This window comes from Streptomyces sp. NPDC027663 (assembly GCF_055566415.1).
Genome location: NZ_JBVHSK010000006.1, coordinates 1 through 21,568, shown reverse-complemented (window position 1 = coordinate 21,568; position 21,568 = coordinate 1). Strand labels below are relative to the sequence as shown.

The window sequence follows — 21,568 nt, the reverse complement described above, 5'->3', positions numbered from 1 at the left end:
CTGCCGGCCGGCCGAGCCGGGTGGACGGGCGGGCGGGTGGGCGGCACGACCGCCGAAGCAGAACGCAGTGGGCCCGCCCCCGGGAGCCAGGGGCGGGCCCTCTTGCATCCTCGCGGTGGCACCGCCATGCAGCACCGCGAGGGGTCCTATGAGACCGGCGTCGGCTCAGCCGAAGCGGCCGGAGATGTAGTCCTCCGTGGCCTGGACGGACGGGTTGGAGAAGATCCGCTCGGTGTCGTCGATCTCGATCAGCCGGCCCGGCTGGCCGACGGCGGCCAGGTTGAAGAAGGCCGTACGGTCCGAGACACGCGCCGCCTGCTGCATGTTGTGCGTCACGATGACGATCGTGAAGCGCTCCTTCAGCTCACCGATCAGGTCCTCGATGGCGAGGGTGGAGATCGGGTCCAGGGCGGAGCAGGGCTCGTCCATGAGGAGCACCTTGGGCTCGACCGCGATCGCCCGGGCGATGCACAGACGCTGCTGCTGACCGCCCGAGAGGCCGGATCCCGGCTTGTTGAGGCGGTCCTTGACCTCGTTCCAGAGGTTCGCGCCCTTGAGCGACTTCTCGACGATGTCGTTCAGCTCGCCCTTGCGGTAGTTGCCGTTCAGGCGCAGGCCCGCCGCCACGTTGTCGAAGATCGACATCGTGGGGAACGGGTTCGGGCGCTGGAAGACCATGCCGACCTCGCGGCGGACGGACACCGGGTCGACCCCGGCCCCGTACAGGTCCTCGTCGTCCAGGAGCACCTTGCCCTCGACGCGGCCACCGGGGGTGACCTCGTGCATGCGGTTCAGCGTGCGCAGGAACGTCGACTTGCCGCAGCCGGACGGGCCGATGAACGCCGTCACCGAGCGCGGCTCGACGGTCATCGAGATGTCCTCGATCGCCTTGTGGGAGCCGTAGTAGGCGGTCAGACCGCTTACGTCGATTCGCTTGGCCATGTCTACTTCACTTCCAGAAATTCAAGCTCGGTCGCTATGGGGGCCGCCACGCGGCGGTAGCCGCTAATCAATGCTCTAGCGACCGGTCTTCGGGGCCTTCCAGCGGGCGATGCCGCGGGCCACGAGGTTGAGGATCATCACGAAGGCGATCAGCGTGAGGGACGCCGCCCATGCGCGGTCGTACGCCGCACCGGAGCCCGCACTGTTGGCGAACTGCTGGTAGATGTACAGCGGCAGCGAGGCCTGCGCGCCCTCGAACGGGTTGTTGTTGATGAACGGGTTGCCGAACACCAGCAGCAGCACCGGCGCTGTCTCACCGGCGATACGCGCGACCGCCAGCATGATGCCCGTGGTGATACCGCCGATGGAGGTCGGCAGGACCACCTTCAGGATGGTCCGCCACTTCGGCACACCGAGCGCCAGGGACGCCTCGCGCAGCTCGTTCGGGACGAGCTTGAGCATCTCCTCGGTGGAGCGGACGACGACCGGCATCATCAGGATGGCCAGGGCCAGCGACCCGGCGAAGCCGAACGGCTGCATCTCGAAGATGAGCATCAGGCTGAGGATGAACAGACCCGCGACGATCGACGGGATGCCCGTCATCACGTCGACGAAGAACGTGACGGCCTTGGCGAGCCGGCCGCGGCCGTACTCGACCAGGTAGATCGCGGTGAGCACACCGATCGGGGCGCCGATGAGGGTGGCGAGGCCGACCTGCTCCAGGCTGCCGATGATGGCGTGGTAGATGCCACCGCCGGCTTCGGTGTCCGCGACGACGCCCATCGAGTGGGTCAGGAAGTAGATGTCGAGGACCTTCACGCCGCGCGCGATGGTCACCCAGATCAGCGAGACCAGCGGGATCACGGCGACCAGGAAGGCGACCCAGACGAGGCTGGTCGCGACGCGGTCCTTGGCCTGACGGCGGCCCTCGACGCGGGCGGCGATGCCGTATGTGCCGAGGACGAACAGGACCGCGGCGATCAGACCCCACTGGATCTTGCTGCCCAGGCCGGCGGCGGCACTGATGCCGATGCCGAGGGCGAGGGAGCCGGCGGCGATCGCCCACGGCGTCCACTTGGGCAGGCTGGCCGCGCGCAGGGTGCTGGGGCGCTTGTCGGTGACGGCTGCGGTGCTCATGCGTTGGCCCCCGAGTACTCCGCGCGACGGGCGATGATCAGCCGGGCCGCGCCGTTGACCACCAGGGTGATGACGAACAGGACCAGACCGGAGGCGATCAGCGCGTCACGGCCGAACTCGTTCGCCTCGCTGAACTTGCTGGCGATGTTCTGGGCGAAGGTGCCGCCGCCCGGGTTGAGCAGGCTCGCCTGGACGTCGAAGGAGGGGGAGAGGACGGTGGCCACGGCCATCGTCTCGCCGAGCGCACGGCCGAGGCCGAGCATGGAGGCGGAGATCACGCCGGAGCGGCCGAAGGGCAGCACCGACATGCGGATGACCTCCCAGCGCGTGGCGCCGAGGGCCAGGGCGGCCTCCTCGTGCATCTGCGGGACCTGGCGGAAGACCTCGCGGCTCACGTTGGTGATGATCGGCAGGATCATGATCGCGAGCAGGATTCCGACGGTCAGCATCGAGCGCGGCGCGCCCTCGTCCCAGGAGAAGAGCCCGGTCCAGCCGAAGAAGTCGTTGAGCCAGCCGAACAGGCCGTTCATGTGCGGTACGAGAACGAGCGCGCCCCACAGGCCGTACACGATGGACGGCACGGCGGCGAGCAGGTCGACCACGTAGGCGACCGGGCCGGACATCCGGCGCGGCGCGTAGTGCGTGATGAACAGCGCGATCGCGACCGCGACCGGGACCGCGATGACCATGGCGATGACCGAGGAGACGATCGTGCCGAAGGCCAGCACCGCGATGCCGAAGGTCGGCGGCAGGATGTTGGTGTTCCACTCGAAGGTGGTGAGGAAGTTGCCGTGGTCCTTGCTGATGGCAAGGGTGGCACGGTAGGTGAGGAAGGCCGCGATCGCGGCCATGACCACCAGCAGCAGGATGCCGGAACCGCGGGTCAGGCCCAGGAAGATGCGGTCACCGGGGCGGGTCGCACCGCGGGCGTTGCGCTTCCGCTGGGCGACCGTGGGCCGTGGTGTGGGGGGAGGAACGTCTGTCGTCGTCGATATGTCCATCGGGATCTCCGGTCTGCGGAGCCGTGGCCCCCGAAGGGGCCGGGCTCGTGGCGGCGGTGCACCGGACGGTGCGGCCCGGTGCCGTGGAGATACCGGGCCGCACTTACGGATCAGGTCAGCTCAGGCCGTCGATGGTCGTGCGAACCTTGGCGATGATCTCGGCGGGCACGGGCGCGTAGCCGATGCCCGGGAGGACCTTCTGGCCGTCCTCGCTGGCGATGTAGCGCAGGAAGGCCTTGGTGGCGGGCAGGGTGTCCGCCTTGTTGCCCTTGTCACACACGATCTCGTAGGTGACCAGGGTGATCGGGTAGGCGCCCTCGGCCTTGGTCTTGTAGTCCAGCTTCAGGGTCAGGTCCTTGCCGGTGCCGACGACCTGCGCGGCGGCGATGTCGGCGGTGGCGCTCTCGGAGCTGGGGGCGACCGGCTTGCTGGCACCGGTGTCGATGGACACGGCCTTGATGCCGTCCTTGACGTAGGACAGCTCGAAGTAGCCGATGGCACCGGAGGTCTGCTTGACCTGCTGGGCCACACCGGCGGACTGCGGAGCGGACTGGCCGCCCTTGGCCTGCCAGGCCTTGCCGCCCTCGTACTTCCAGTTGTCCGGGGTGGTGGCGATCAGGTACTTGGTGAAGTTGTCCGTGGTGCCGGACTCGTCCGAGCGGTGGAACGCCTGGATCTTGAGGTCGGGCAGCTTGACGCCCTTGTTCAGCTTGGCGATCGCCGGGTCGTTCCACTTGGTGATCTTGCTGTCGAAGATCTTCGCAAGGGTCGGGGCGTCCAGGACCAGGTTGTCGACACCCGGGACGTTGTAACCGAGGGCGATCGGGCCGCCGACCATCGGGAGGTCGATGCCCTGGCCGCCGTTGCAGACCTTCTTGGAGGCGGTGACCTCTTCCGGCTTCAGCGCGGAGTCGGAACCGGCGAACGCGACCTGGCCCTGCGTGAACGCCGTCACACCGGCGCCGGAGCCGCCACCCTTGTAGTTGATCTGCACACCACAGGCCTTGGAGAACTCCTTGACCCAGGCGTCGATCGCGTTCTTCTGCGCGGAGGAGCCGTCGGCGAGCAGCTGGCCCTTGGCGTCGTCGCACTTGATCGAGCCCGCGCTCGCACCGTTCGACGGCTTGCCCGTGGCGTTGCTGTCGCCGTTGTCGTCCGAGCCGCACGCCGTCAGGGCCAGGGCGCCGGAGACGGCGACAGCACCGAGAGAGAGGGCGCGCAGCCGGTTCTTGCGCTGAAGCTTCACTTTCGGAAGTTCCTTCCAGGAGCCGCCGCTGTCGGCGGCGTGCGAGGTAAGTGGCGGCGCGAGCGCATCCATGACCGCACTCCGCACCGGGTACGGCCGAAATTAGGCAGAACAGGTGAAGCCACCGATGGTCGGAAGTGAACGAGGGGTGAACCCCTGCCGTCAGCCCGGTGAGGTCACGGAATGCTTACGGGGAGAACACATGGAGGTTCCGACAAGCGGTTCACAGAAGCGTGTGTTCGATGTTTGTCACCCGAACGGGGGAACCCCCGGATGCGGGCCGTCGTCTCGTTCCACGAGAGCCGAGGAAAGGCGACGGACATGGAACGGCGTACGTTCATCTCGGGCGGCGCGGCCGCTCTGGCGACGACCGCATTGACCGCGTGCGGTGCGGGCGGAGGTTCGTCCGCCCCTGCTGCGGCGCACAGCGGTACGCCGTCGGGCTCATCCTCCCTTACGTCCCTGAAGACCACCAGCGCGGGCGCCGCCGCGAACTGGGCGGCCCTCGACCGTGATCTCGACGGCACCCTGCTGCGGCCCGGTGACGCCTCCTGGAAGACCGCCCACCAGCTGTACAACACGCGCTTCGACGGCCTGAAGCCCGCCGCGGTGGCCTACGTCGCGCACGCCGCCGACATCCGTACGACCCTGGCGTACGCCCGCGCCCACCACGTCAAGGTGTCCATACGCAACGGCGGCCACTCCTACGCCGGCTACTCCTCGGGCGACAACCGCCTGATCATCGACGTGTCGAAGCTGAACCGGGTCCGGGTGAGCGGCGGGCAGGCGGTGGTCGGCGCCGGCTCCAAGCTGATCGACGTCTACCGCGCGCTGGCCGCGAAGGGCGTGACCATCCCCGCCGGCTCCTGCCCCACCGTCGGCGTCTCCGGCCTGGTCCTCGGCGGCGGCCACGGCGTCGCCTCCCGCGCCTACGGCCTGACCTGCGACAGCCTCACCCAGGCCACCCTGATCACGGCGGACGGCACCCAGGTCACCGCCGACGCGAGCCACCACTCCGACCTCTTCTGGGCGCTGCGCGGCGCCGGCAACGGCAACTTCGGTGTCGTCACCGAACTGCACTTCAAGACCCATGCCGCCCCGCAGGCCGTCACCGCCTACCTGACCTGGCCGTGGGCCAAGGCGGCCAAGGTGCTCAAGGCCTGGCAGGAGTGGGGCCCGAGCCAGCCCGACGAGATCTGGTCCTCACTGCACCTGGCCTGCTCCCCGGGCCGCACCCCGACCGTCTCCGTGGCCTGCTTCTCCCTCGGCACCTACGGCGAACTGCAGAACGCCGTGGACCGCCTGGCCCACCTGGCCGGCGCGAACGCCTCCTCGGTCACCCTGCGCCGCCGCGGCTACGAGGAGGCCATGGAGATCTACGCCGGCTGCTCCTCCTTCTCCACCGACGCCCAGTGCCATCTGCCCGGCTCCACCCCGGGCCGCTCCCCGCAGGGCAAGCTCGGCCGCGAGACGTACGCGGCCCGCTCCGACTTCTTCGACCGCTCGCTGTCCGCGGCCGGCATCCAGACCGTGCTCAAGCAGATCGCCTCGGTGCGCGGCGGCGGGGGCAGCATCGCGTTCACCGCGCTCGGCGGCGCGGTCAACCGGGTCTCGCCGACCGCGACGGCCTTCGTCCACCGCCGCTCGCGCATGCTGGCCCAGTACATCGCCTCCTGGGGCGCCGGGTCCTCCGGCAGCACCGCGCAGTCCTGGCTGACCTCGGCGCACAACGCGATGAAGCCGTACGCCTCCGGTGCCGCCTACCAGAACTACACGGACCCGACGCTGAAGGACTGGAAGAAGGCGTACTACGGGGACGCGGTGACCCGGCTGGCCAAGGTGAAGAAGAGTTACGACCCGCAGCGCTTCTTCTCCTACGCGCAGGGCCTGTAGCCGTCAGCAGTGGCGGAGCACGTCGTCCACGACGGTGTCCGGGCCGGGGTGCTCCGACTGCTCACCGGCCCGCTCCCGTAGCCGTCGGCGCCGGCATGTCGTACGGCACCATGGCCACGGCTGTCGCACCCGGCGGGCCGGCTGGGCGGCAGGCCCGCCGTGGCGGAGAGCCTGGTCATGCGCGGCAGCGTGGGCTATGCCGCCAGGTCGCGCTCCTCGGTTTCCAGGGACGTGCGGGCACCGGGCGGCAGGACGTCCCGGCCGCTGTCCGCCGACGGCCGGCGCCGGACGATCCGGCCCGCCCGGGGCGAGCGCTCCACGGCCCGCACCAGCGGGGTGAGCAGCGCCATGGCCATCGGGGACAGCAGCAGCACGACCGCCGTACCGAGGGCGAAGCCGCCGACCACGTCCGTCGGGTAGTGCACGCCCATGTAGACCCGGCAGAAGCCCTCCAGCAGGGCCAGGCCGATGCCGGCGAGGCCGAACCTCCGGTTGGCGACGAAGAGGCCGGCACCGAGGGCCATGGTGATCGTCGCGTGGTCGCTGACGAAGGAGAAGTCGGTCTTTCCGGAGACGAGGACGTCCAGGCCCTGGTGATCCACGAAGGGGCGGGGGCGCTGAACGAAGCCGCGGATCGGAACGTTCACCAGCACCGCGAGGCCGGCCGCGAGCGGGGCCCACACCAGCGCGGCCACCGAGGGCGCCGCGTCCTCGCCGCCCCGGCGGCGCACGGACCACCAGCACCACAGGACCAGCAGCACCATGGCGACCAGCAGGCCGTACTCACCGACGAACTCCATGACCCGGTCGAACCAGCCGGGGGCGTCCTTGGCCAGGCCGTTGATGTCGTAGAGCAGGTCGACGTCGGGGTTCGATCCGGATTCGGCGAGTACAGCCATGGTGCTGCGGCCCCTTCGTCGTTGGTCCGGACGCACCGGGTGTGCGTCGCTCCTGCCCCCCGTGGTTCGTAGATCCGCTTCCGCTGCACTGCCGCACTGACGTCCGCTCGGCTACGTCAACAGGAACGCACAGCCACCTTCAATACGTTCCACTCTCCACTGAATGATCACGCAGACGTTATCGAAGAGAGACTCATCGCTGCAGCTCAGGGGCCGGGTTCACGCATGGTTCACACCGTGGTGGGGAGCGCTTTTGCGCCATCTTCCGTTACCCGGGTCGCGCCGAAGTAGTCCGGGGTGTCGACGGGGTCGAACCGGATCACGGCCCCGCTCCGCGGCGCGTCGATCATGTACCCGCCGCCGACGTAGATGCCGACGTGCCGGATGGCCCGCGAGTCGGTGAGGTCGTCCGAGAAGAACACCAGGTCACCGGGGAGCAGCTGGTCCCGCGAGGGGTGCGGGCCGGCGTTGTACTGATCGTTGGCCACGCGCGGCAGGCTGATCCCGACCTTCTCGTACGCGGCCTTGGTCAGGCCCGAGCAGTCGAAGCGTCCGCCCTGGCCGGCGGTGCCGTCGCCGCCCCACAGGTAGGGGGTGCCGAGCTTGCTCTGCGCGAAGGCGATGGCGCCGGCGGCCTGCCGGGTGGGGTCCAGCCGGGAGACCGGAGCGGCGAAGCTCTTCTCCAGGCTGCGGATGCGCTGGACGTAGTTCTGCGTCTCGCTGATGGCCGGCACGCCACCCGACCGGATGACGCGGTAGGCACCCGCGTTGTAGGCGGCGAGCATGTTGTCGGAGACGTCACCGGGAACGTCCTTGACGTACTTGGCGAGTTCACAGTCGTACGAAGCGGCCGACGGAATCGCGTCCTTCGGATCCCAGATGTCCCGCTTCCCGTCCCCGTTCCCGTCGATGCCGTGGGTCGCCCAGGTGCTCGGGATGAACTGCGCGATCCCTCGGGCGTCGGCCGGGCTGACGACGGTCGGGTTCCAGCCGCTCTCCTGGTACAGCTGAGCGGCGAGCAACGCGGGGCTGAGCGCGGGACACAGATTGCCCCACTGCTGCACGAGGCCCTTGTAGGCGGCCGGCACGGCACCCTTGGCGAGCCCCCGGCTGCCCGAGGTCACCCCGTTGACCAGGTTCCCGGCCACGATGTACACCCCCACGACGAGCAGCATGACGAACCCCATGCCGAGCCCGACGGCCGCCCCACCGATCACCCATACCTTCCGCACGGTTCAACTTTCCCCCATGCCGAAGCGGTTCAAGGCGCCTTTTGCGTGATGTGGCGTCATTTCACAGTGAAACCGGAGCACATGATGCTGCGGTAGTCACCGGGCGTGCGGATGTGGTGCCACTCCACGGTCCAGTCCCCTGGATCGTTCGTGATCGGGATGGCGGGGTGGGCCTTGCCCCTCACCCACTGCCGGAAGTCGTCCGGGTAGGTGACGTCCCTCCAGTCACCCTGGTCGGCGCCGCCGTAGAGATCGATGGGTCTGCTGGTGTAGCCGGACGTCGCGTTGGTCACCAGGAGTCCGTCCACGGGCTTGCCGGTGTCGGGATCGATGTCGTGCGGCGGTTTGACGCTCACCGTCACGTAGTACGGCTCCTTCTTGCCGAAGGCGTACTTGTCGCGGAACCCGATCTCCACCCTGTGGCCGGGCCTGAGGACCCGCTCGTGTTCACCCGGCTCGTCCGGGTCGGTGAGCGACATCATCAAGCCGTCGGACCCACGCTCCTCCACGGGCAGTTGACACCCACCGGTGGCCGAGTCGAACTGTGCGCGGTCCAGCTTCATCTCGGCGTAGGCCGGGGCGCCCTTGCCGCCCGCCGCGCGAGAAGCCGCTCCCTTCGGTCCCGACGACACCTCGTTCTGCGTCCCGCGGGCCGGGGTGTCCCTGCCGCCGCCCTGCTGGGTGAGCACCACCGCGACGGCCGCCGAGACGCCCACCACGAGCCCCGCCGCCACGGCCGCCAACCACTTCCTGCCCGGGCGCCGGCCCGGCCGGGCGAGCTGGGTGGGCGTGTAACCGGATGGGCTGTACGGTGCCGGCCCCACCGTCGGCAGGTCATGCGGCCCCACCGGCGGCAGGTCATGCGGCTCCACCGGCGGCAGGTCATGCGGCTCCACCGGCGGCACCGTCGCCGGCCGTACCGGAATCGGCGGCGCCGTGGCCTCTCCCGATGCGGTGAAGCCGGCGTAGACCGGGTCCTCCACGAGCGCGGTGCGCACCCCGCAGCGCGCGATCACCTCGGCGAGCCCCGGCCGGGCCGCGGCGTCCTTGGACACACACGCCTCGATCAGGGAAGCCAGCTCCGGTGCCACGCCGGCCAGGCCGATCGGCTCGTGGACGGCTCTGTAGCTGACCCCGTTCGGGTCACCGCTGCCGAACGGGGCCCGGCCGGTCGCCGCGTACGCGAGGGTGGCGCCCAGGGCGAACACGTCGGCCGACGGTCCCACCTCGTTGCGCAGCAGCACCTCGGGTGCGGTGTAACCGGGCGTGCCCGGCGCGAACCCGGCCTCGGTGAGTGCCGCGTGTCCCGCCTGGCGGGCGATGCCGAAGTCGATGAGCTGTGGGCCCTGCGCAGCGAGAATGACGTTCTGCGGCTTGAGGTCCCGGTGGGTGACGCCGTGTGCGTGCACGGCGGCGAGCCCTTCGGCGAGCGCGGCGAACAGCCCGCGACAGGTCGCGGCGGGCAGCGGTCCGTGTTCCGTGACGGCACGGGCGAGGGTGGGCCCGGCGACGTACTCGGTGGCCAGCCAGTAGGGCGCGGTGTCCAGCGAGGCATCGATCAGGTTGGCGGTGTACGCGCTCCGTACCGCGCGGGCCGTCTCCACTTCGCGCCGGAAGCGGGCCAGCGCCTCGGGATGGTCGGTGATCTCGTCCCGGATCACCTTGATGGCGACGAGCCGCCCACCCGGCGAACGGCCTAGGTAGACCTGCCCCATCCCGCCCGCTCCGAGCCGGGCGAGCAGCGTGTGGGTGCCTATGTGCGTGGGGTCCTGAGCCCTGAGTGCGTCCACGGGCACAGACCCTGCCACAAAGATCACTCGATCGTCACAGGCGCCGATGACCCGTCAGGCCCCTTGCGCAGCCCGCTCGTACAGCTCCGCCGCCCCGTCGCCCAGCACCACGCTGTAGGAGACGTCGGCCGTCGTACCGCCCTGCTCGTACCCGCCGAGGACGCCGACGACCTGGCCGTCGCCGTCGACCCAGGGGCTGCCGCTGGTGCCACCGGTGAAGCCGGGGCAGTCGATGCGCTGTTGCGTGCGGCTGTGCAGGGCCGGCCTGTTGGTGCAGCTGATGGGCACCTCGCCGGAGTCGGGATAGCCGGTGACGGTGACCGCCGTGGCGCCGGTGGCCACCCCGGTCGCGAACCGGTTGGCCCCGACGACGTCCTCCAGCCGATCGCCGTCCCGTGCGGCGACGGCGGCGAAGGCGAGGTCGCTGTCCTCGTCCTGCACCCCGGTCCACCCCGCGGGCAGGAACCGCCGCGTCACCTTCCACACCCCGTAGGGCGCCCGTCCGTCCCGGTAGCCCGGCACGAACACCAGGTCGTCGTCGGCACCGCCCACGCAGTGCGCGGCGGTCACGACGAGATCGCCCTGTGGACTGTGCACCACGGAGGCGGTACAGAAGTGCCCGCCGCCCGGCCGGGCCGCCTGGTCCGCACCGAACAGAGCACCCACCCGCGCGCTCTGCCGGCTCGCGACGGCATCCGCGGTGACCCCGAGGAGCCCCGGCCCGTCGTCGGCGGCAGCCACGGAGGCCGAGGTCAGCGCGAGCAGCACCGCAGCGCCGAGCACCGCGGGCCGCGAGGGAACCGAGATGCGTGAGTTGCGCTTCATCAGGCCTCACTCTGCGCCAGGAAGGCGGCAAACCCGCTCCGACTCCACCCGGATTCCCCGAGAAACCTCCAGAAATCCGGTGCGCCCACGCTACTGGCCACCCTCCCTTCCCGCCTCCGCACGGCCGGCCACCGACTCCGTCGAGGACGACCACGTCTTCAGGATCGTGCACCCCGGATCGGTGTACGGCGTCTCCGAGGGCGATCCGAAGGCGGGCTGCCCGCGAGCCCCAAGGGCACGGGCCTCGGCACCCGGTACTGACCGAGCGCGGCCGTTCCGGTTACCGCACCGCCGCCGGGAGCGGCCACTGCACGCCCGTCAGCTCCTCCGACAGCGTCCACAGCTTCCGGGCCGCCTCCGGGTCGCTCGCCGCCGCGCTGCGGCCGACCAGGGTCGGGGTGCCGCGCATCTCGGCCGGGCCGTCGGGGCCGACGTAGGCCGCGCCGGGGAGGTCCTGGGTCGCCGCGTACAGGGTGGGCAGGGCGCCGGCCTTGTCGTCCTGGGCGAGGAACCTGTTGCCGACCTGCATGAACACCCGGGCCAGCGGGCTGGCGGCGTGGCTCTGCAGGTTGGTCGCGGACCAGCCGGGATGGGCGGCCAGTGCGCGCACGGGCGAACCGGCCTCGGCCAGGCGGCGCTGGAGTTCCAGGGTGAACAGCAGGTTGGCCAGCTTGGACTGGGCGTAGGCGCGGGTGGGGCTGTAGGTGCCGCGCAGGTTCACGTCGTCGAAGTGGATCACCGCGCCGCCCCAGCGGTGCGCTCCCGACGACACGGTCACCACCCGGCCGGTCACGTGCGGCAGCAGCAGGTTGGTCAGCGCGAAGTGGCCGAGGTGGTTCGTGCCGAACTGCATCTCGAAGCCCTGCTTCGTCCGCTGCTCCGGCAGCATCATCACGCCCGCGTTGTTGATCAGCAGATCCAGCGGGCGGTCCCAGCCGGCGGCGAACTCGCGCACCGAGTCCAGGTCCGCCAGATCCAGCCGGCGCACCTCGGTGCTGCCGCCCGCCTTCGCCGCGGCGGCCCCGCCCCGTGCCAGGTCCCGTACGGCGAACACCACATGCGCCCCCGCCCGGACCAGTGCCTGGGCGGCGGCGAAGCCGATTCCGCTGTTCGCGCCGGTGACCACGGCGGTTCGGCCGTTCAGGTCAGGAAGGTGGGTTGCATTCCACTTGTTGCGCGCACCGCGCGCTTCGCTCTTCTCAGCCATGCCTCGAATGTAGGCATCGCCAACAATGCTGTCAATGACAACAATGCTGGCGTCGCCAACATGCCGATACGATGGTCCGCATGCCGCGCCCGTCCCCGTCCCCGTCGTCGCCGTCCCCGTCGTCGCCCCCGCCCTCGCCGAACCGCCGCTACCACCACGGTGACCTGCGCGCCGCCCTCCTGGAGAGCGCCGAGCGCACCCTGCGCGAGAGGGGCGTCGGCGCGCTCTCGCTGCGCGAACTGGCCCGGGACATCGGCGTGAGCCACGCCGCCCCCGGCCGGCACTTCAAGGACAAACAAGCCCTGCTCGACGCACTGGCACTGGACGGGTACGAGCGGCTGAACCAAGCCCTGACCGCCGCCACCGCCAGTCCGGCCCAGACCTTCGAGGAGCGGATGACAGCCCTCGCGCGTGCCTACCTCGGCTTCGCCGTCGAGAATCCCGAGCTCCTGGAGCTGATGTTCGCGCGCAAGCACGACCCCGGCAATTCCGCCCAGCTCGCCGCCGCCGTCGAACGCTCCCTCGGCTCCTTCACCGGCATGATCGCGCAGGCTCAGGAGCGGGGCGAGATCGTCCAGGGCGATCCCGAGCGCATCACCACCGTCGCCGCGGCGAGCCTGCACGGCCTGGCCGCCCTCATCGCCGGCTGCACACTCGACGCGGAGGAGACCCTGGCCGGCCTGGACGAACACGTCCACCTGCTGCTGCACGGCCTGCGCCCACGCTGACCCGCACGCCGACCCGCCGCCGCACGGCCCGCATCCCCCGCCGACCCGCACGCCCGCCGACCCGCACACCCACGGGACGCCGCACGTCAACTCCCCCGCCCCGCACACGGCCTGGACGGCGGGGGACTTTGTCCACTTCCCGACCCCGCACATGAGAACATCGACGCGACGCCTCACCCGACCGGCCGTCAGACACCCGCGCCCGGCCGTGAAGAGGCACAACGACAGAACCACACGCCAGGTTCCGGTCGGACCTCGTTGCCCGGCGTGACCTGCCGTGATACACAGAGTGACCGTACGAGCTATTCGTACGAAACCCGCCAGTCAATGACGTCAAGTCGACATACGTTGGCGACGTTGTCGGCGACAATGAGGCCTGACCTCTGCGCACCGCAGAGGCGCTCGCGGAACTACCCACCAGGGGCGGTGACTTACATGCTCTTTGCGGCCGACAAGGGAGACATCAACACCATCATCGGCGGGATCGCTCCGGACTGGGGCCCCTTCGGCAGCCTGGGCAACGAGGCCAAGGTGATGATCGAGGTGGTCATGGCCGTGGCCATCCTCCTCTGCCTCGGCATCGCCGTCTGGGGCGCTGCCAAGCAGCGCATCGGCGCCACGGCCCTGCGGGACACCTTCAGCGCGGAACAGGGCAAGGGCCTGATCATCGCCGGCCTCACGGGAGTCTTCATCATCGGCTCCCTCGGCACCCTGTTCACCATCGTCTACGGCATGGCGGTGTAGCCACCTCCTCCCGGGCACGCCCGGCTGCGGCTGTCCCCTCCACCCCACCCACCCGTCGTGCCCACCGGCTGAGGTTGCGTTTCCCTGATGTCGAGTCACCACACCGCGCCCGCGCGGGAACCAGCACGGCTACCGTCGTATGTCTACGAGGTGGAGGGGGCGTACGCGGCATGAGTCCCGGAGACGAGCAGGGCTACGACGACTATGGCGACACGGGGCACACCCGGACCCGCCTACCGGACACGGACCCCTACGGCGGCGCCCCCCGCCGCCCCCACCGCTCCTCCTCCAGAAGCCTGGTCACGGTGGTGGGCGTGGTGGTCCTCCTGATCGCCGCGATCGCCTTCGCCAACCGGGGAGACGATTCGTCTGCCGACGGCTCGCCGAAGAAGGACGACCAGCCGAAGTCCGCGTCGACCGCCGCAAGCGGCACCAAGCCGGTGCAGACGAAAACCGGCGGTATCCCTTCCGGGTTCCCCCGCACAGAACAGGGGGCGCAGAGCGCGGCCGCGAACTATGCCGATGCCCTGGGCTCTGATGGCATGTTCAATACCGCCCGACGGCACGAAATCGTGCAGAGGATCGCCGATCCCAGCACAATGACCAACCTCCAGGCAGGATTCGACGCCGATTATTCGCCCTCCTTCTTGAAGAAGGTCGGCCTGAACATCGACGGCAGCGCGCCCAAGGGCAGCACGTTCGTGAACCGCACGGTGCCCGTCGGCACCAAGGTCACGTCATTCAGCGAGGACACGGCCACTATCGAGGTCTGGTGCAATGGTCTCTTCGGCCTGGCCAGCGACAGTTCGACCAATCCGGTAACCAGCAGTTGGTTCACCGTGACCATGAAATTGAGCTGGAACAGCGACGACTGGAAGGTCCTGGAATCCAGCCAGAAGACCGGTCCCACTCCCGTGACTGGTGACAACCCTGTGTCCGGTGCCGATGAGATCAGCAAGGCGGTCCAGGAGTTCGGAGGCTTCACCTATGCCCGGTAGCCAGCACCGCACTCTGAAGCTCGCCGGCCTGGTGGCCGCTGCCCAGACAGCTGTCGTACTCCTGTCCGCGCAAGCTGTCGCAGCTCCCACGCCAACCCCCTCCAAGAGCGACGATCCCTGTTCACTGATCGCCGGCCCCGCCAAGAAGTACTGCGAGAACGGCAGCAACGGATCCGGCGGCTCCTCCGGCGTAAGCCCCAGCAACCCCCTCGCCGACACCCTCGACCCCCTTTCCTCCCTCGCCAAGGGCTGTGCCGACGCCGCCTCCTGGACCATCGGGAAGCTCAGTGACGCCGTGAAGGAGACCGCCAGTGTCGACTTCACCAATCAGGCGTTTCTCAAGCAGTACGCCATCGTCTTCGCCGCCTCCACGATCCTCACCCTCCTGCTGTGGCTCCTGGCCGTGGCCAAGCGGGCCGTGCGCGGTGTCCCCCTCACCACCGCCATCTCGGAAGCCGTCGGCTTCCTCTGGCTCACCGTGCTGGCCTCCGCCTTCACCCCGCTGATCCTGTACACGGTCGTGTCGGCGACGGACGGCGTCACGGACGTCCTCGCCAAGGCCACCGGCGACCAGGCCGACACCTTCTTCGGCACCTTCTCCGGCGCCCTGAAGAAGGGCAACGACATCGGCGGCGGCCCCATCATGCTGATCGTCGTCTCCCTGGTCAGCATCCTCGCCGCCGGCATCCTCTGGCTGGAACTGGTCATCCGCGCCGCCCTGCTCTACGTCGGCGCCCTCCTCGGCACCGTCGTCTACGCGGGCCTGGTCGACAAGAACCTGTGGGGGCACGTACGGCGCTGGGCGGGGATCATGATCGCCGTCATCCTCGTCAAGCCCGTCATCGTCATCGTCCTCGGGCTCGCCGGAGCCCTGTCCGGCGACAACGGCCCCGACGCCTTCTCCGCCGTCGTCTCCGGCCTCGCCATCATCCTGCTCGCCATCTTCGCCAGCGCGATGATCTACCGCTTCGTCCCCGGCTTCGGCGACGAGATCGCCGGCTCCCGCAACAACCGCATCATGCAGGGCGCCGAGAGCAAGGCCGCCGCCGTCATCAGCTCCCCCGCCTCCCTCGTCGCCCAGGGCATCAAGACCCACAGCACCCGCGCCGACAGCGCAGGAGCGGGCGGACAGACCAGCAGCACCCCGCGCCCGGCCAACCCCGCCACCGGCGGTGTCGCCGCCCACAGCAGCCGTACCCCCACCGGGGGCACCGGCGGAGCCGTCCCCTCCGCCACGCCCGCGCCCCGCGCGCCCAGCCCGGTCAACACCCCGCACGCCAGCAACACCCGTAACCATCGCCCGGGAGGTGAAGGGCGTTGACGACCGAGTCCCACCTGTCCCATCCGGTCACGCCCCGCCGTACGTATCTCATCGGCCGCGCCCGGCCGAACGCGATCGTCGGCCGGAACCGCGAGTCCGGCGAGATCGCGCTGATCGTCGCCGGCGCGTTCCTCGGCATGATGTGCGGCCTCCTCGTCCCGGTCCTGTCCCTGCGGATCGTGCTGCTCACCGGCTTCCCGCTGCTCGCGCTGGCCGCGGTCTACGTGCCGTACAAACGCCGCACCTTCTACAAGTGGTTCGAGATCAACCGGTCGTACAAGCGCACCCTCAAGCGCGGGGCCGCATACCGCTCCGGTGCCATGGAGGCCGGTACCCGCCTCGACGGACGCGAGGTCGAGATCGGGCCGCCGCCCGGGATCGGACGCATCACCTGGCTCGCCGCACCCTTCGGGCCCGACGAGATCGCCGTACTGCTGCACGCCGACCGGAAGACGGTCACCGCCGCCATCGAGATCGAAGGCCCCGGCGTCGGCCTGCGCGACTCCGAGGACCAGGAGGCCCTGGTCGACCGCTTCGGCACGCTGCTCAAGCACGTCGCCAACGGCGACGGCTTCGTGACGCGGCTGCAGATGCTCGCCCGTACCCTCCCCGCCGACCCGGACGCCCACGCCAAGGACGTCACGCTGCGCGGCGACGAGCGGTCCCCGGACTGGCTCCAGCAGTCGTACGACCAGCTGCAGTCCATGGTGTCCACCAGCAGCGAGCAGCACCGCGCCTACCTCGTCGCCTGCATGCACTACACCCGCGAACTGGCCGCCGAGGCACACGCCATGGCCCGGGCCGTCCGCGCCCGCGGCAGCAAGGTCGACCGGGACGCGGGCCTCGCCGTCGTCATGGCCCGCGAGCTGACCGACATCTGCTCGCGGCTGCAGGAGGCCGACATCCGTGTACGGCAGCCGCTGGGGCAAGGACGGCTGGCGTCCCTCATCCACTCCATGTACGACCCCGACCACCCCATCGACCACATCCAGGCGATGAGCAGGCGCAACGCCTGGCCGGCCGAGCTGGACGCCATGGAGCCCACCTACCTCCAGGCCAAGACCCGCGAGTCCGGCACCCGGGCCCCCTGGTGCCATGCGACGGCATGGGTGAAGGAGTGGCCCATGACCCCGGTGGGCGTGAACTTCCTGGCACCCCTCCTCGTCCACACCCCGGACGTCATCCGAACGGTCGCCGTGACGATGGATCTCGAACCCACCGAGGTAGCCATCGAACGCATGCTGACCGAGAAGACCAACGACGAGGCCGAGGCCTCCCGCGCCGCCAAGATGAACCGGACCGTCGACCCCCGGGACATCGCCGCCCACAACCGCCTCGACCAGCGGGGCGAAGACCTCGCCAGCGGCGCGGCCGGCGTCAACCTCGTCGGCTACATCACCGTCTCCTCGCGTTCCCCCGAGTCCCTCGCCCGCGACAAGCGCACGATAAGAGCCTCCGCCGGCAAGTCGTACCTCAAGCTGGAGTGGTGCGACCGAGAGCACCACCGCGCCTTCGTGAACACACTTCCCTTCGCCACCGGCATCCGAAGGTAGGGGCTGATTCACCGATGCGGGATCCGCTGTCCGTCCTGACCGACGCCTTCACCTCCTTCCTCTTCGGGAAGGTCGAGACGACCCGGCTGCCGGTACGCACCTCCACGGGCCAGGCCCAGGCCGTCTACCTGCCCACGGCCGCGCCCGGCCTCGGCGACTCCGGCGTCATCATCGGCCGCGAGGTGTACTCGGGAAAGGGCTACATCTACGACCCGTTCCAGCTGTACGGCCAGCAACTCCCAGCACCCCACTGGCTGGTCCTCGGCGAGTCCGGCAACGGGAAGTCTGCGCTGGAGAAGACGTACGTCCTGCGCCAGCTGCGCTTCAAGGACCGCCAGGTCGTCGTCCTGGACGCGCAGGGCGAGGACGGGGTCGGCGAGTGGAACCTCATCGCGCAGGAGCTGGGGATAACTCCCATCCGGCTGGACCCGACGGCCGCCCTGAACCACGGGATCCGGCTCAACCCCCTGGACCCGGCGATCACGACCACCGGCCAGCTCGCGCTGCTGCGGACCATCATCGAGGTCGCGATGGGGCACGGCCTGGACGAACGCTCCGGCTTCGCCCTGAAGGTCGCGCACTCGTACGTCAACGAGACCATCGTCGACCGCCAACCGGTCCTGTCCGACATCGTCGAGCAGCTACGGCACCCCGAGCCGGAGTCGGCGGAGGCGATGAACGTCGCCATAGACGACGTACGCGCCTGGGGCCTGGACGTCGCCCTGGTGCTGGACCGGCTGGTCGACGGTGACCTGCGCGGCATGTTCGACGGCCCGACGACGGTCGGCATCGACCTCGACGCGCCCCTCATCGTCTTCGACCTGTCCCACATCGACCGCAACTCCATCGCCATGCCCATCCTCATGGCGATCGTCGGCGTATGGCTGGAGCACACCTGGATCCGCCCCGACCGGAAGAAGCGCATCTTCCTGGTCGAGGAGGCCTGGCACATCATCAACAGCCCCTTCGTGGCCCAGCTGTTCCAGCGCCTGCTGAAGTTCGGCCGGCGGCTCGGCCTGTCCTTCGTGGCCGTCGTCCACCATCTGTCCGACGTGGTCGACGGAGCCGCGGCGAAGGAGGCGGCGGCCATCCTGAAGATGGCGTCGACCAGGACCATCTACGCCCAGAAGGCCGACGAGGCACGGGCGACCGGACGGGTGCTGGGTCTGCCGAGGTGGGCGGTGGAGATCATCCCCACGCTGACGCCCGGTATCGCGGTCTGGGATGTCAACGGCAACGTCCAGGTGGTCAAACACCTGGTCACGGAGACGGAACGGCCGCTGGTCTTCACCGACCGCGCGATGACCGAGTCCTCCAGCGACCTGGCGGCCGAGGACGCCCTGCACGCGGCCGAGCTGGAGGCGGAGCAGCGGGCGGCGGCCTTCGTGGAGCAGCACCTGGGCGACTCCGAGTCGACGGTGGCGTAAGGGGAGGAACGGGTGAGACCGGACGCACGTGATCACCGTGAGGCCGGCCGTGGCAGCCAGGCCGGCATCCCCGACGGGCTGCTGATCGGCATACTCGCCTTCCTCCTCGGCATGACCGTGCTGGTCTGGACGGCCACGGGTCTGGCGGGCCTCTTCGCCGAGGGCGCCTGGCCCGAGGGCGTCACCTTCACCCGCACCCCCCTGGCCATGCGCCACCTCATCGGCAAGCCGCACGACGTCACCGGCGCCTGGCCCGACACCCCACCCGCCCAGCTGTCCGGCTGGGGCCTGTTCTGGGGTCTGTTCATCGGCCAGCTGATGATCATGATCGTGCTCGCCTTGTTCGTGCTGGGGGTCGTCGCGCGGTGGCGGGCGGGCAAGGCACGGCTGAGAGCGGACCGGGCCGCCGGGAAGGCGGTACCGGGCTCCGCCCCGCAGGCGGCCAGTCCCCAGCCCGTGCACGAGGTGCCGGCGCCGCGCAGCGAACAGCATCCGCAGCCGGCGGAACACTTCCAGGCAGCGGTACAGGTCCCCGCGAGCACCCTCCCGGCCGACGGCGAACGGGCGGGCGGCAGCACACGGGAACCACGGCCGACGGAGCACTTCCAGGACGCGGCGGTCCAGAGCCCCGGGGGCACCCTCCCGCCCGACGGGCAACGGCCGGGCGGACAGGAGAGAGTCTTCGTCGCCCCCAGGGAGAGCCGTCAAGCGGCCGCAACCCGGGCCGTACGCGACGCGGAAGGCGCCATCCTCCTCGTCACCTCGAACCCCGCCCTCTGGGCGGAGACCAAGGACACCCGGGCCAAACTGGGCCCCGCTCTCCTCTACGACCCCAGCCACCTGTGCGACACCCCGGCCCGCCTCCACTGGTCCCCCACCAGCGGCTGCGAGGACAAGCAGACGGCACTGCACCGGGCGACGGCCCTCCTCGCCCCCGTACAGCCCACCGCCAAGATCGACCAGGCGGTGGCCGACACGGCGACCACCCTGCTGCGCAGCTATCTGCACGCCGCCGCCCTGGAGAACCGCACCATCCGTCATGTCCACCGCTGGGCCCAGGGCACCCAGGTCCAGGACGCCGTACGCACCCTGCGTACCCACCCCAAGGCCGCGCCCGGCGCCGCCGGCGAACTCGAGGCGGCGCTCACCGCGCACCCCGAACGCCGGGACATCGCGCAGGAGCTGACGAGCAGGGCACTCTCCGCCCTGTTCACCGTCAACATCCGCGAAGCCTGCACTCCCAACCGAACAGATGCGCTGGCCTTGGATTCCTTCGTCCACGAAGGGGGCACGCTTTATGTGGTCGGTGAATCCATCGAGGATCCGAGGAGCAACCCGGGCGCGATGCCGCTCCTGACGGCCCTCGTCTCCAGCGTGGTCGAGCGCGGCCGGCGCATGGCCGAACGGTCATCCTCCGGTCGGCTCGACCCACCACTCACCCTGGTCCTGGACGACATCGCGGCCGTCGCCCCGTTCCCCGGGCTGCCGTCACTGCTGGCCACCGGAGCGGACCAGGGCCTGCCGGCATTCGCCCTGCTCCGCTCCCGGGAACAGGCCCGCTCCCGCTGGCCACACCAGGAACTGCCGGTCTGACGGCCCGCCCTCACCGCTCCAGGACGAACTCCATCTCCTTCTCCGCGGCGTCCTTGGAGAACGACACGACGACCCCGCTGGGCACGAACCCCGCCTTCCGGTAGGCGCCCTGCGCCCGCGTGTTGTCCTCGTGCACGACCAGCCGCACGCGCTCGGCCCCCTGCCGCCAGGCCCATTCGACCCCGGCGTCGAACAGCGCCTCGATGAGCCCGTTCCCGCGGTGCTCCGGCCGGACGAACACCCCGACGACATGTCCCTGCCGCCGCTCGACCGGAAAGCCGGCCCAGTCCTGCGTCCCGGCCTCCTCCATCAGCACGGTGATGCTGCCGGCCCACGTGCCGTCCGGCGCCTCGGCGATGAACTGGCGGCTGGTCCGCGATTCCGCGCCGGACGTCGTGGCCCGGTCCTGCCAGAAGGAGTCGGGTCTGGCCGCGGCCTCCTCGTAGGTCTCCAGGAAGGCGAGGTCGGCGACGGGATCCCGCAGCGCGTCGAGCCTCAGCTCCTTCACGGCGGCCCACTCGTCGGGACGTATGGCGCGGACGAGGTAGTCGTCGCTGGTCAGGCTGGTCATATGGCCACCGTAGACCACCCGTTGTCGGTGCCACCGGCTAATTTCGCAGCCATGACGACACTGCCCGACCGCCCGAACACAGCACTGATCATCATCGACGTCCAGAACGGCGTCATGGCCGCGGCCCACCACCGCGACGGCGTCATCGCCAACATCAACACCCTGCTCGGCGCCGCCCGCGCGGCCGGCGCCCCCGTGATCTGGGAACGGAGGACCTGAGCGCGTACGGCGCGCCCGCCCCGGAGCAGGTGATCGCCTACGACACCCTGTGCATATCAGCGGCGTGCCCGTAAGAGTCCGGTCGGTGCCGGCGCCGTGAACGCGAAAAAGCCCCAACTCTCGGGTACCTACCCGGAGTTGGAGCTCTTTCTCAAAATTTGTTCGGCGGCGTCCTACTCTCCCACAGGGTCCCCCCTGCAGTACCATCGGCGCTGTGAGGCTTAGCTTCCGGGTTCGGAATG

At 69.9% G+C, this 21,568-nt stretch carries 19 protein-coding genes and 1 rRNA gene; 9 read left to right on the top strand and 11 right to left on the bottom strand.

Features of this window, described 5'->3' with window-relative positions:
* Positions 1–165: 165 nt before the first annotated feature.
* The 4 genes from pstB to pstS form a co-directional block, all read right to left on the bottom strand.
* Complete coding sequence (gene pstB, locus ACZ4SF_RS17845) at positions 166–942, bottom strand: phosphate ABC transporter ATP-binding protein PstB (protein ID WP_468384925.1); 777 nt, start codon at positions 940–942, stop codon at positions 166–168.
* 75 nt (positions 943–1,017) lie between these two features.
* Positions 1,018–2,079: a phosphate ABC transporter permease PstA gene (gene pstA / locus ACZ4SF_RS17840; RefSeq protein WP_468384923.1), complete on the bottom strand. Its 1,062-nt coding sequence runs from the start codon at positions 2,077–2,079 to the stop codon at positions 1,018–1,020.
* Positions 2,076–3,080, bottom strand: a complete 1,005-nt coding sequence (gene pstC, locus ACZ4SF_RS17835; RefSeq protein WP_468384922.1) for a phosphate ABC transporter permease subunit PstC — start codon at positions 3,078–3,080, stop codon at positions 2,076–2,078. The genes pstA and pstC overlap by 4 nt, the downstream gene beginning before the upstream one ends.
* A gap of 115 nt (positions 3,081–3,195) precedes the next feature.
* On the bottom strand, positions 3,196–4,326 hold the full coding sequence (gene pstS, locus ACZ4SF_RS17830) for a phosphate ABC transporter substrate-binding protein PstS (protein ID WP_468384920.1): 1,131 nt from the start codon (positions 4,324–4,326) through the stop codon (positions 3,196–3,198).
* 321 nt (positions 4,327–4,647) lie between these two features.
* Here pstS and ACZ4SF_RS17825 point away from each other — a divergent pair, with 321 nt between their 5' ends.
* Positions 4,648–6,219 (top strand): FAD-binding oxidoreductase, encoded by a 1,572-nt coding sequence (locus ACZ4SF_RS17825; RefSeq protein ID WP_468384917.1) that lies wholly within the window; start codon positions 4,648–4,650, stop codon positions 6,217–6,219.
* Positions 6,220–6,413: 194 nt separating this feature from the next.
* On the opposite strand, the gene ACZ4SF_RS17820 is transcribed toward ACZ4SF_RS17825, so the two are convergent.
* The 5 genes from ACZ4SF_RS17820 to ACZ4SF_RS17800 form a co-directional block, all read right to left on the bottom strand.
* Entirely contained in the window at positions 6,414–7,118 is a 705-nt protein-coding gene (locus ACZ4SF_RS17820) for a phosphatase PAP2 family protein (protein WP_468384915.1), read from the bottom strand.
* A 230-nt stretch (positions 7,119–7,348) separates the two neighbouring features.
* The gene (locus ACZ4SF_RS17815) at positions 7,349–8,350 is read right to left on the bottom strand and encodes a C40 family peptidase (protein ID WP_468384913.1); all 1,002 of its coding nucleotides are present in this window, start codon (positions 8,348–8,350) and stop codon (positions 7,349–7,351) included.
* Positions 8,351–8,406: 56 nt separating this feature from the next.
* Complete coding sequence (locus tag ACZ4SF_RS17810; protein ID WP_468384911.1) at positions 8,407–10,140, bottom strand: serine/threonine-protein kinase; 1,734 nt, start codon at positions 10,138–10,140, stop codon at positions 8,407–8,409.
* Between the two features lie 54 nt (positions 10,141–10,194).
* The gene (locus tag ACZ4SF_RS17805) at positions 10,195–10,965 is read right to left on the bottom strand and encodes a trypsin-like serine peptidase (protein WP_468384908.1); all 771 of its coding nucleotides are present in this window, start codon (positions 10,963–10,965) and stop codon (positions 10,195–10,197) included.
* A 280-nt stretch (positions 10,966–11,245) separates the two neighbouring features.
* Positions 11,246–12,172, bottom strand: a complete 927-nt coding sequence (locus ACZ4SF_RS17800) for an oxidoreductase (protein WP_468384906.1) — start codon at positions 12,170–12,172, stop codon at positions 11,246–11,248.
* A gap of 80 nt (positions 12,173–12,252) precedes the next feature.
* Here ACZ4SF_RS17800 and ACZ4SF_RS17795 point away from each other — a divergent pair, with 80 nt between their 5' ends.
* The 7 genes from ACZ4SF_RS17795 to ACZ4SF_RS17765 all read left to right on the top strand — a co-directional run bounded on the left by ACZ4SF_RS17795 (position 12,253) and on the right by ACZ4SF_RS17765 (position 20,536).
* Positions 12,253–12,900, top strand: a complete 648-nt coding sequence (locus tag ACZ4SF_RS17795; RefSeq protein WP_468384903.1) for a TetR/AcrR family transcriptional regulator — start codon at positions 12,253–12,255, stop codon at positions 12,898–12,900.
* Between the two features lie 435 nt (positions 12,901–13,335).
* Complete coding sequence (locus tag ACZ4SF_RS17790) at positions 13,336–13,644, top strand: hypothetical protein (RefSeq protein WP_014673544.1); 309 nt, start codon at positions 13,336–13,338, stop codon at positions 13,642–13,644.
* A 170-nt stretch (positions 13,645–13,814) separates the two neighbouring features.
* Positions 13,815–14,642: a DUF8175 domain-containg protein gene (locus ACZ4SF_RS17785; protein ID WP_468384900.1), complete on the top strand. Its 828-nt coding sequence runs from the start codon at positions 13,815–13,817 to the stop codon at positions 14,640–14,642.
* Complete coding sequence (locus ACZ4SF_RS17780; protein WP_468384897.1) at positions 14,632–15,963, top strand: hypothetical protein; 1,332 nt, start codon at positions 14,632–14,634, stop codon at positions 15,961–15,963. The genes ACZ4SF_RS17785 and ACZ4SF_RS17780 overlap by 11 nt, the downstream gene beginning before the upstream one ends.
* Positions 15,960–17,516 (top strand): SCO6880 family protein, encoded by a 1,557-nt coding sequence (locus ACZ4SF_RS17775; protein WP_468384895.1) that lies wholly within the window; start codon positions 15,960–15,962, stop codon positions 17,514–17,516. The genes ACZ4SF_RS17780 and ACZ4SF_RS17775 overlap by 4 nt, the downstream gene beginning before the upstream one ends.
* Positions 17,517–17,530: 14 nt before the next feature.
* Positions 17,531–18,943: an ATP-binding protein gene (locus ACZ4SF_RS17770; protein WP_468384892.1), complete on the top strand. Its 1,413-nt coding sequence runs from the start codon at positions 17,531–17,533 to the stop codon at positions 18,941–18,943.
* A gap of 12 nt (positions 18,944–18,955) precedes the next feature.
* Positions 18,956–20,536, top strand: coding sequence for a type VI secretion protein (locus ACZ4SF_RS17765; RefSeq protein ID WP_468384890.1), 1,581 nt, complete (start codon positions 18,956–18,958; stop codon positions 20,534–20,536).
* A 10-nt stretch (positions 20,537–20,546) separates the two neighbouring features.
* On the opposite strand, the gene ACZ4SF_RS17760 is transcribed toward ACZ4SF_RS17765, so the two are convergent.
* A complete protein-coding gene (locus tag ACZ4SF_RS17760) occupies positions 20,547–21,107 on the bottom strand; it encodes a GNAT family N-acetyltransferase (RefSeq protein ID WP_468384888.1) in 561 nt (186 codons plus the stop codon).
* A gap of 51 nt (positions 21,108–21,158) precedes the next feature.
* On the opposite strand from ACZ4SF_RS17760, the gene ACZ4SF_RS17755 reads away from it, so the two are divergent.
* A complete protein-coding gene (locus tag ACZ4SF_RS17755; RefSeq protein ID WP_468384885.1) occupies positions 21,159–21,326 on the top strand; it encodes an isochorismatase family protein in 168 nt (55 codons plus the stop codon).
* A gap of 160 nt (positions 21,327–21,486) precedes the next feature.
* Here ACZ4SF_RS17755 and rrf read toward each other — a convergent pair.
* Positions 21,487–21,568: ribosomal RNA gene (gene rrf, locus ACZ4SF_RS17750) — 5S ribosomal RNA — on the bottom strand; the annotation flags it as partial.

What these genes read in the sequence shown, in the direction of transcription:
- pstB (WP_468384925.1), bottom strand. Translation starts at nt 942, where the DNA reads ATGGCCAAGCGAATCGACGTAAGCGGTCTGACCGCCTACTACGGCTCC.
- pstA (WP_468384923.1), bottom strand. Translation starts at nt 2,079, where the DNA reads ATGAGCACCGCAGCCGTCACCGACAAGCGCCCCAGCACCCTGCGCGCG.
- pstC (WP_468384922.1), bottom strand. Translation starts at nt 3,080, where the DNA reads ATGGACATATCGACGACGACAGACGTTCCTCCCCCCACACCACGGCCC.
- ACZ4SF_RS17825 (WP_468384917.1), top strand. Translation starts at nt 4,648, where the DNA reads ATGGAACGGCGTACGTTCATCTCGGGCGGCGCGGCCGCTCTGGCGACG.
- ACZ4SF_RS17820 (WP_468384915.1), bottom strand. Translation starts at nt 7,118, where the DNA reads ATGGCTGTACTCGCCGAATCCGGATCGAACCCCGACGTCGACCTGCTC.
- ACZ4SF_RS17805 (WP_468384908.1), bottom strand. Translation starts at nt 10,965, where the DNA reads ATGAAGCGCAACTCACGCATCTCGGTTCCCTCGCGGCCCGCGGTGCTC.
- ACZ4SF_RS17800 (WP_468384906.1), bottom strand. Translation starts at nt 12,172, where the DNA reads ATGGCTGAGAAGAGCGAAGCGCGCGGTGCGCGCAACAAGTGGAATGCA.
- ACZ4SF_RS17795 (WP_468384903.1), top strand. Translation starts at nt 12,253, where the DNA reads ATGCCGCGCCCGTCCCCGTCCCCGTCGTCGCCGTCCCCGTCGTCGCCC.
- ACZ4SF_RS17790 (WP_014673544.1), top strand. Translation starts at nt 13,336, where the DNA reads ATGCTCTTTGCGGCCGACAAGGGAGACATCAACACCATCATCGGCGGG.
- ACZ4SF_RS17785 (WP_468384900.1), top strand. Translation starts at nt 13,815, where the DNA reads ATGAGTCCCGGAGACGAGCAGGGCTACGACGACTATGGCGACACGGGG.
- ACZ4SF_RS17780 (WP_468384897.1), top strand. Translation starts at nt 14,632, where the DNA reads ATGCCCGGTAGCCAGCACCGCACTCTGAAGCTCGCCGGCCTGGTGGCC.
- ACZ4SF_RS17770 (WP_468384892.1), top strand. Translation starts at nt 17,531, where the DNA reads ATGCGGGATCCGCTGTCCGTCCTGACCGACGCCTTCACCTCCTTCCTC.
- ACZ4SF_RS17760 (WP_468384888.1), bottom strand. Translation starts at nt 21,107, where the DNA reads ATGACCAGCCTGACCAGCGACGACTACCTCGTCCGCGCCATACGTCCC.
- ACZ4SF_RS17755 (WP_468384885.1), top strand. Translation starts at nt 21,159, where the DNA reads ATGACGACACTGCCCGACCGCCCGAACACAGCACTGATCATCATCGAC.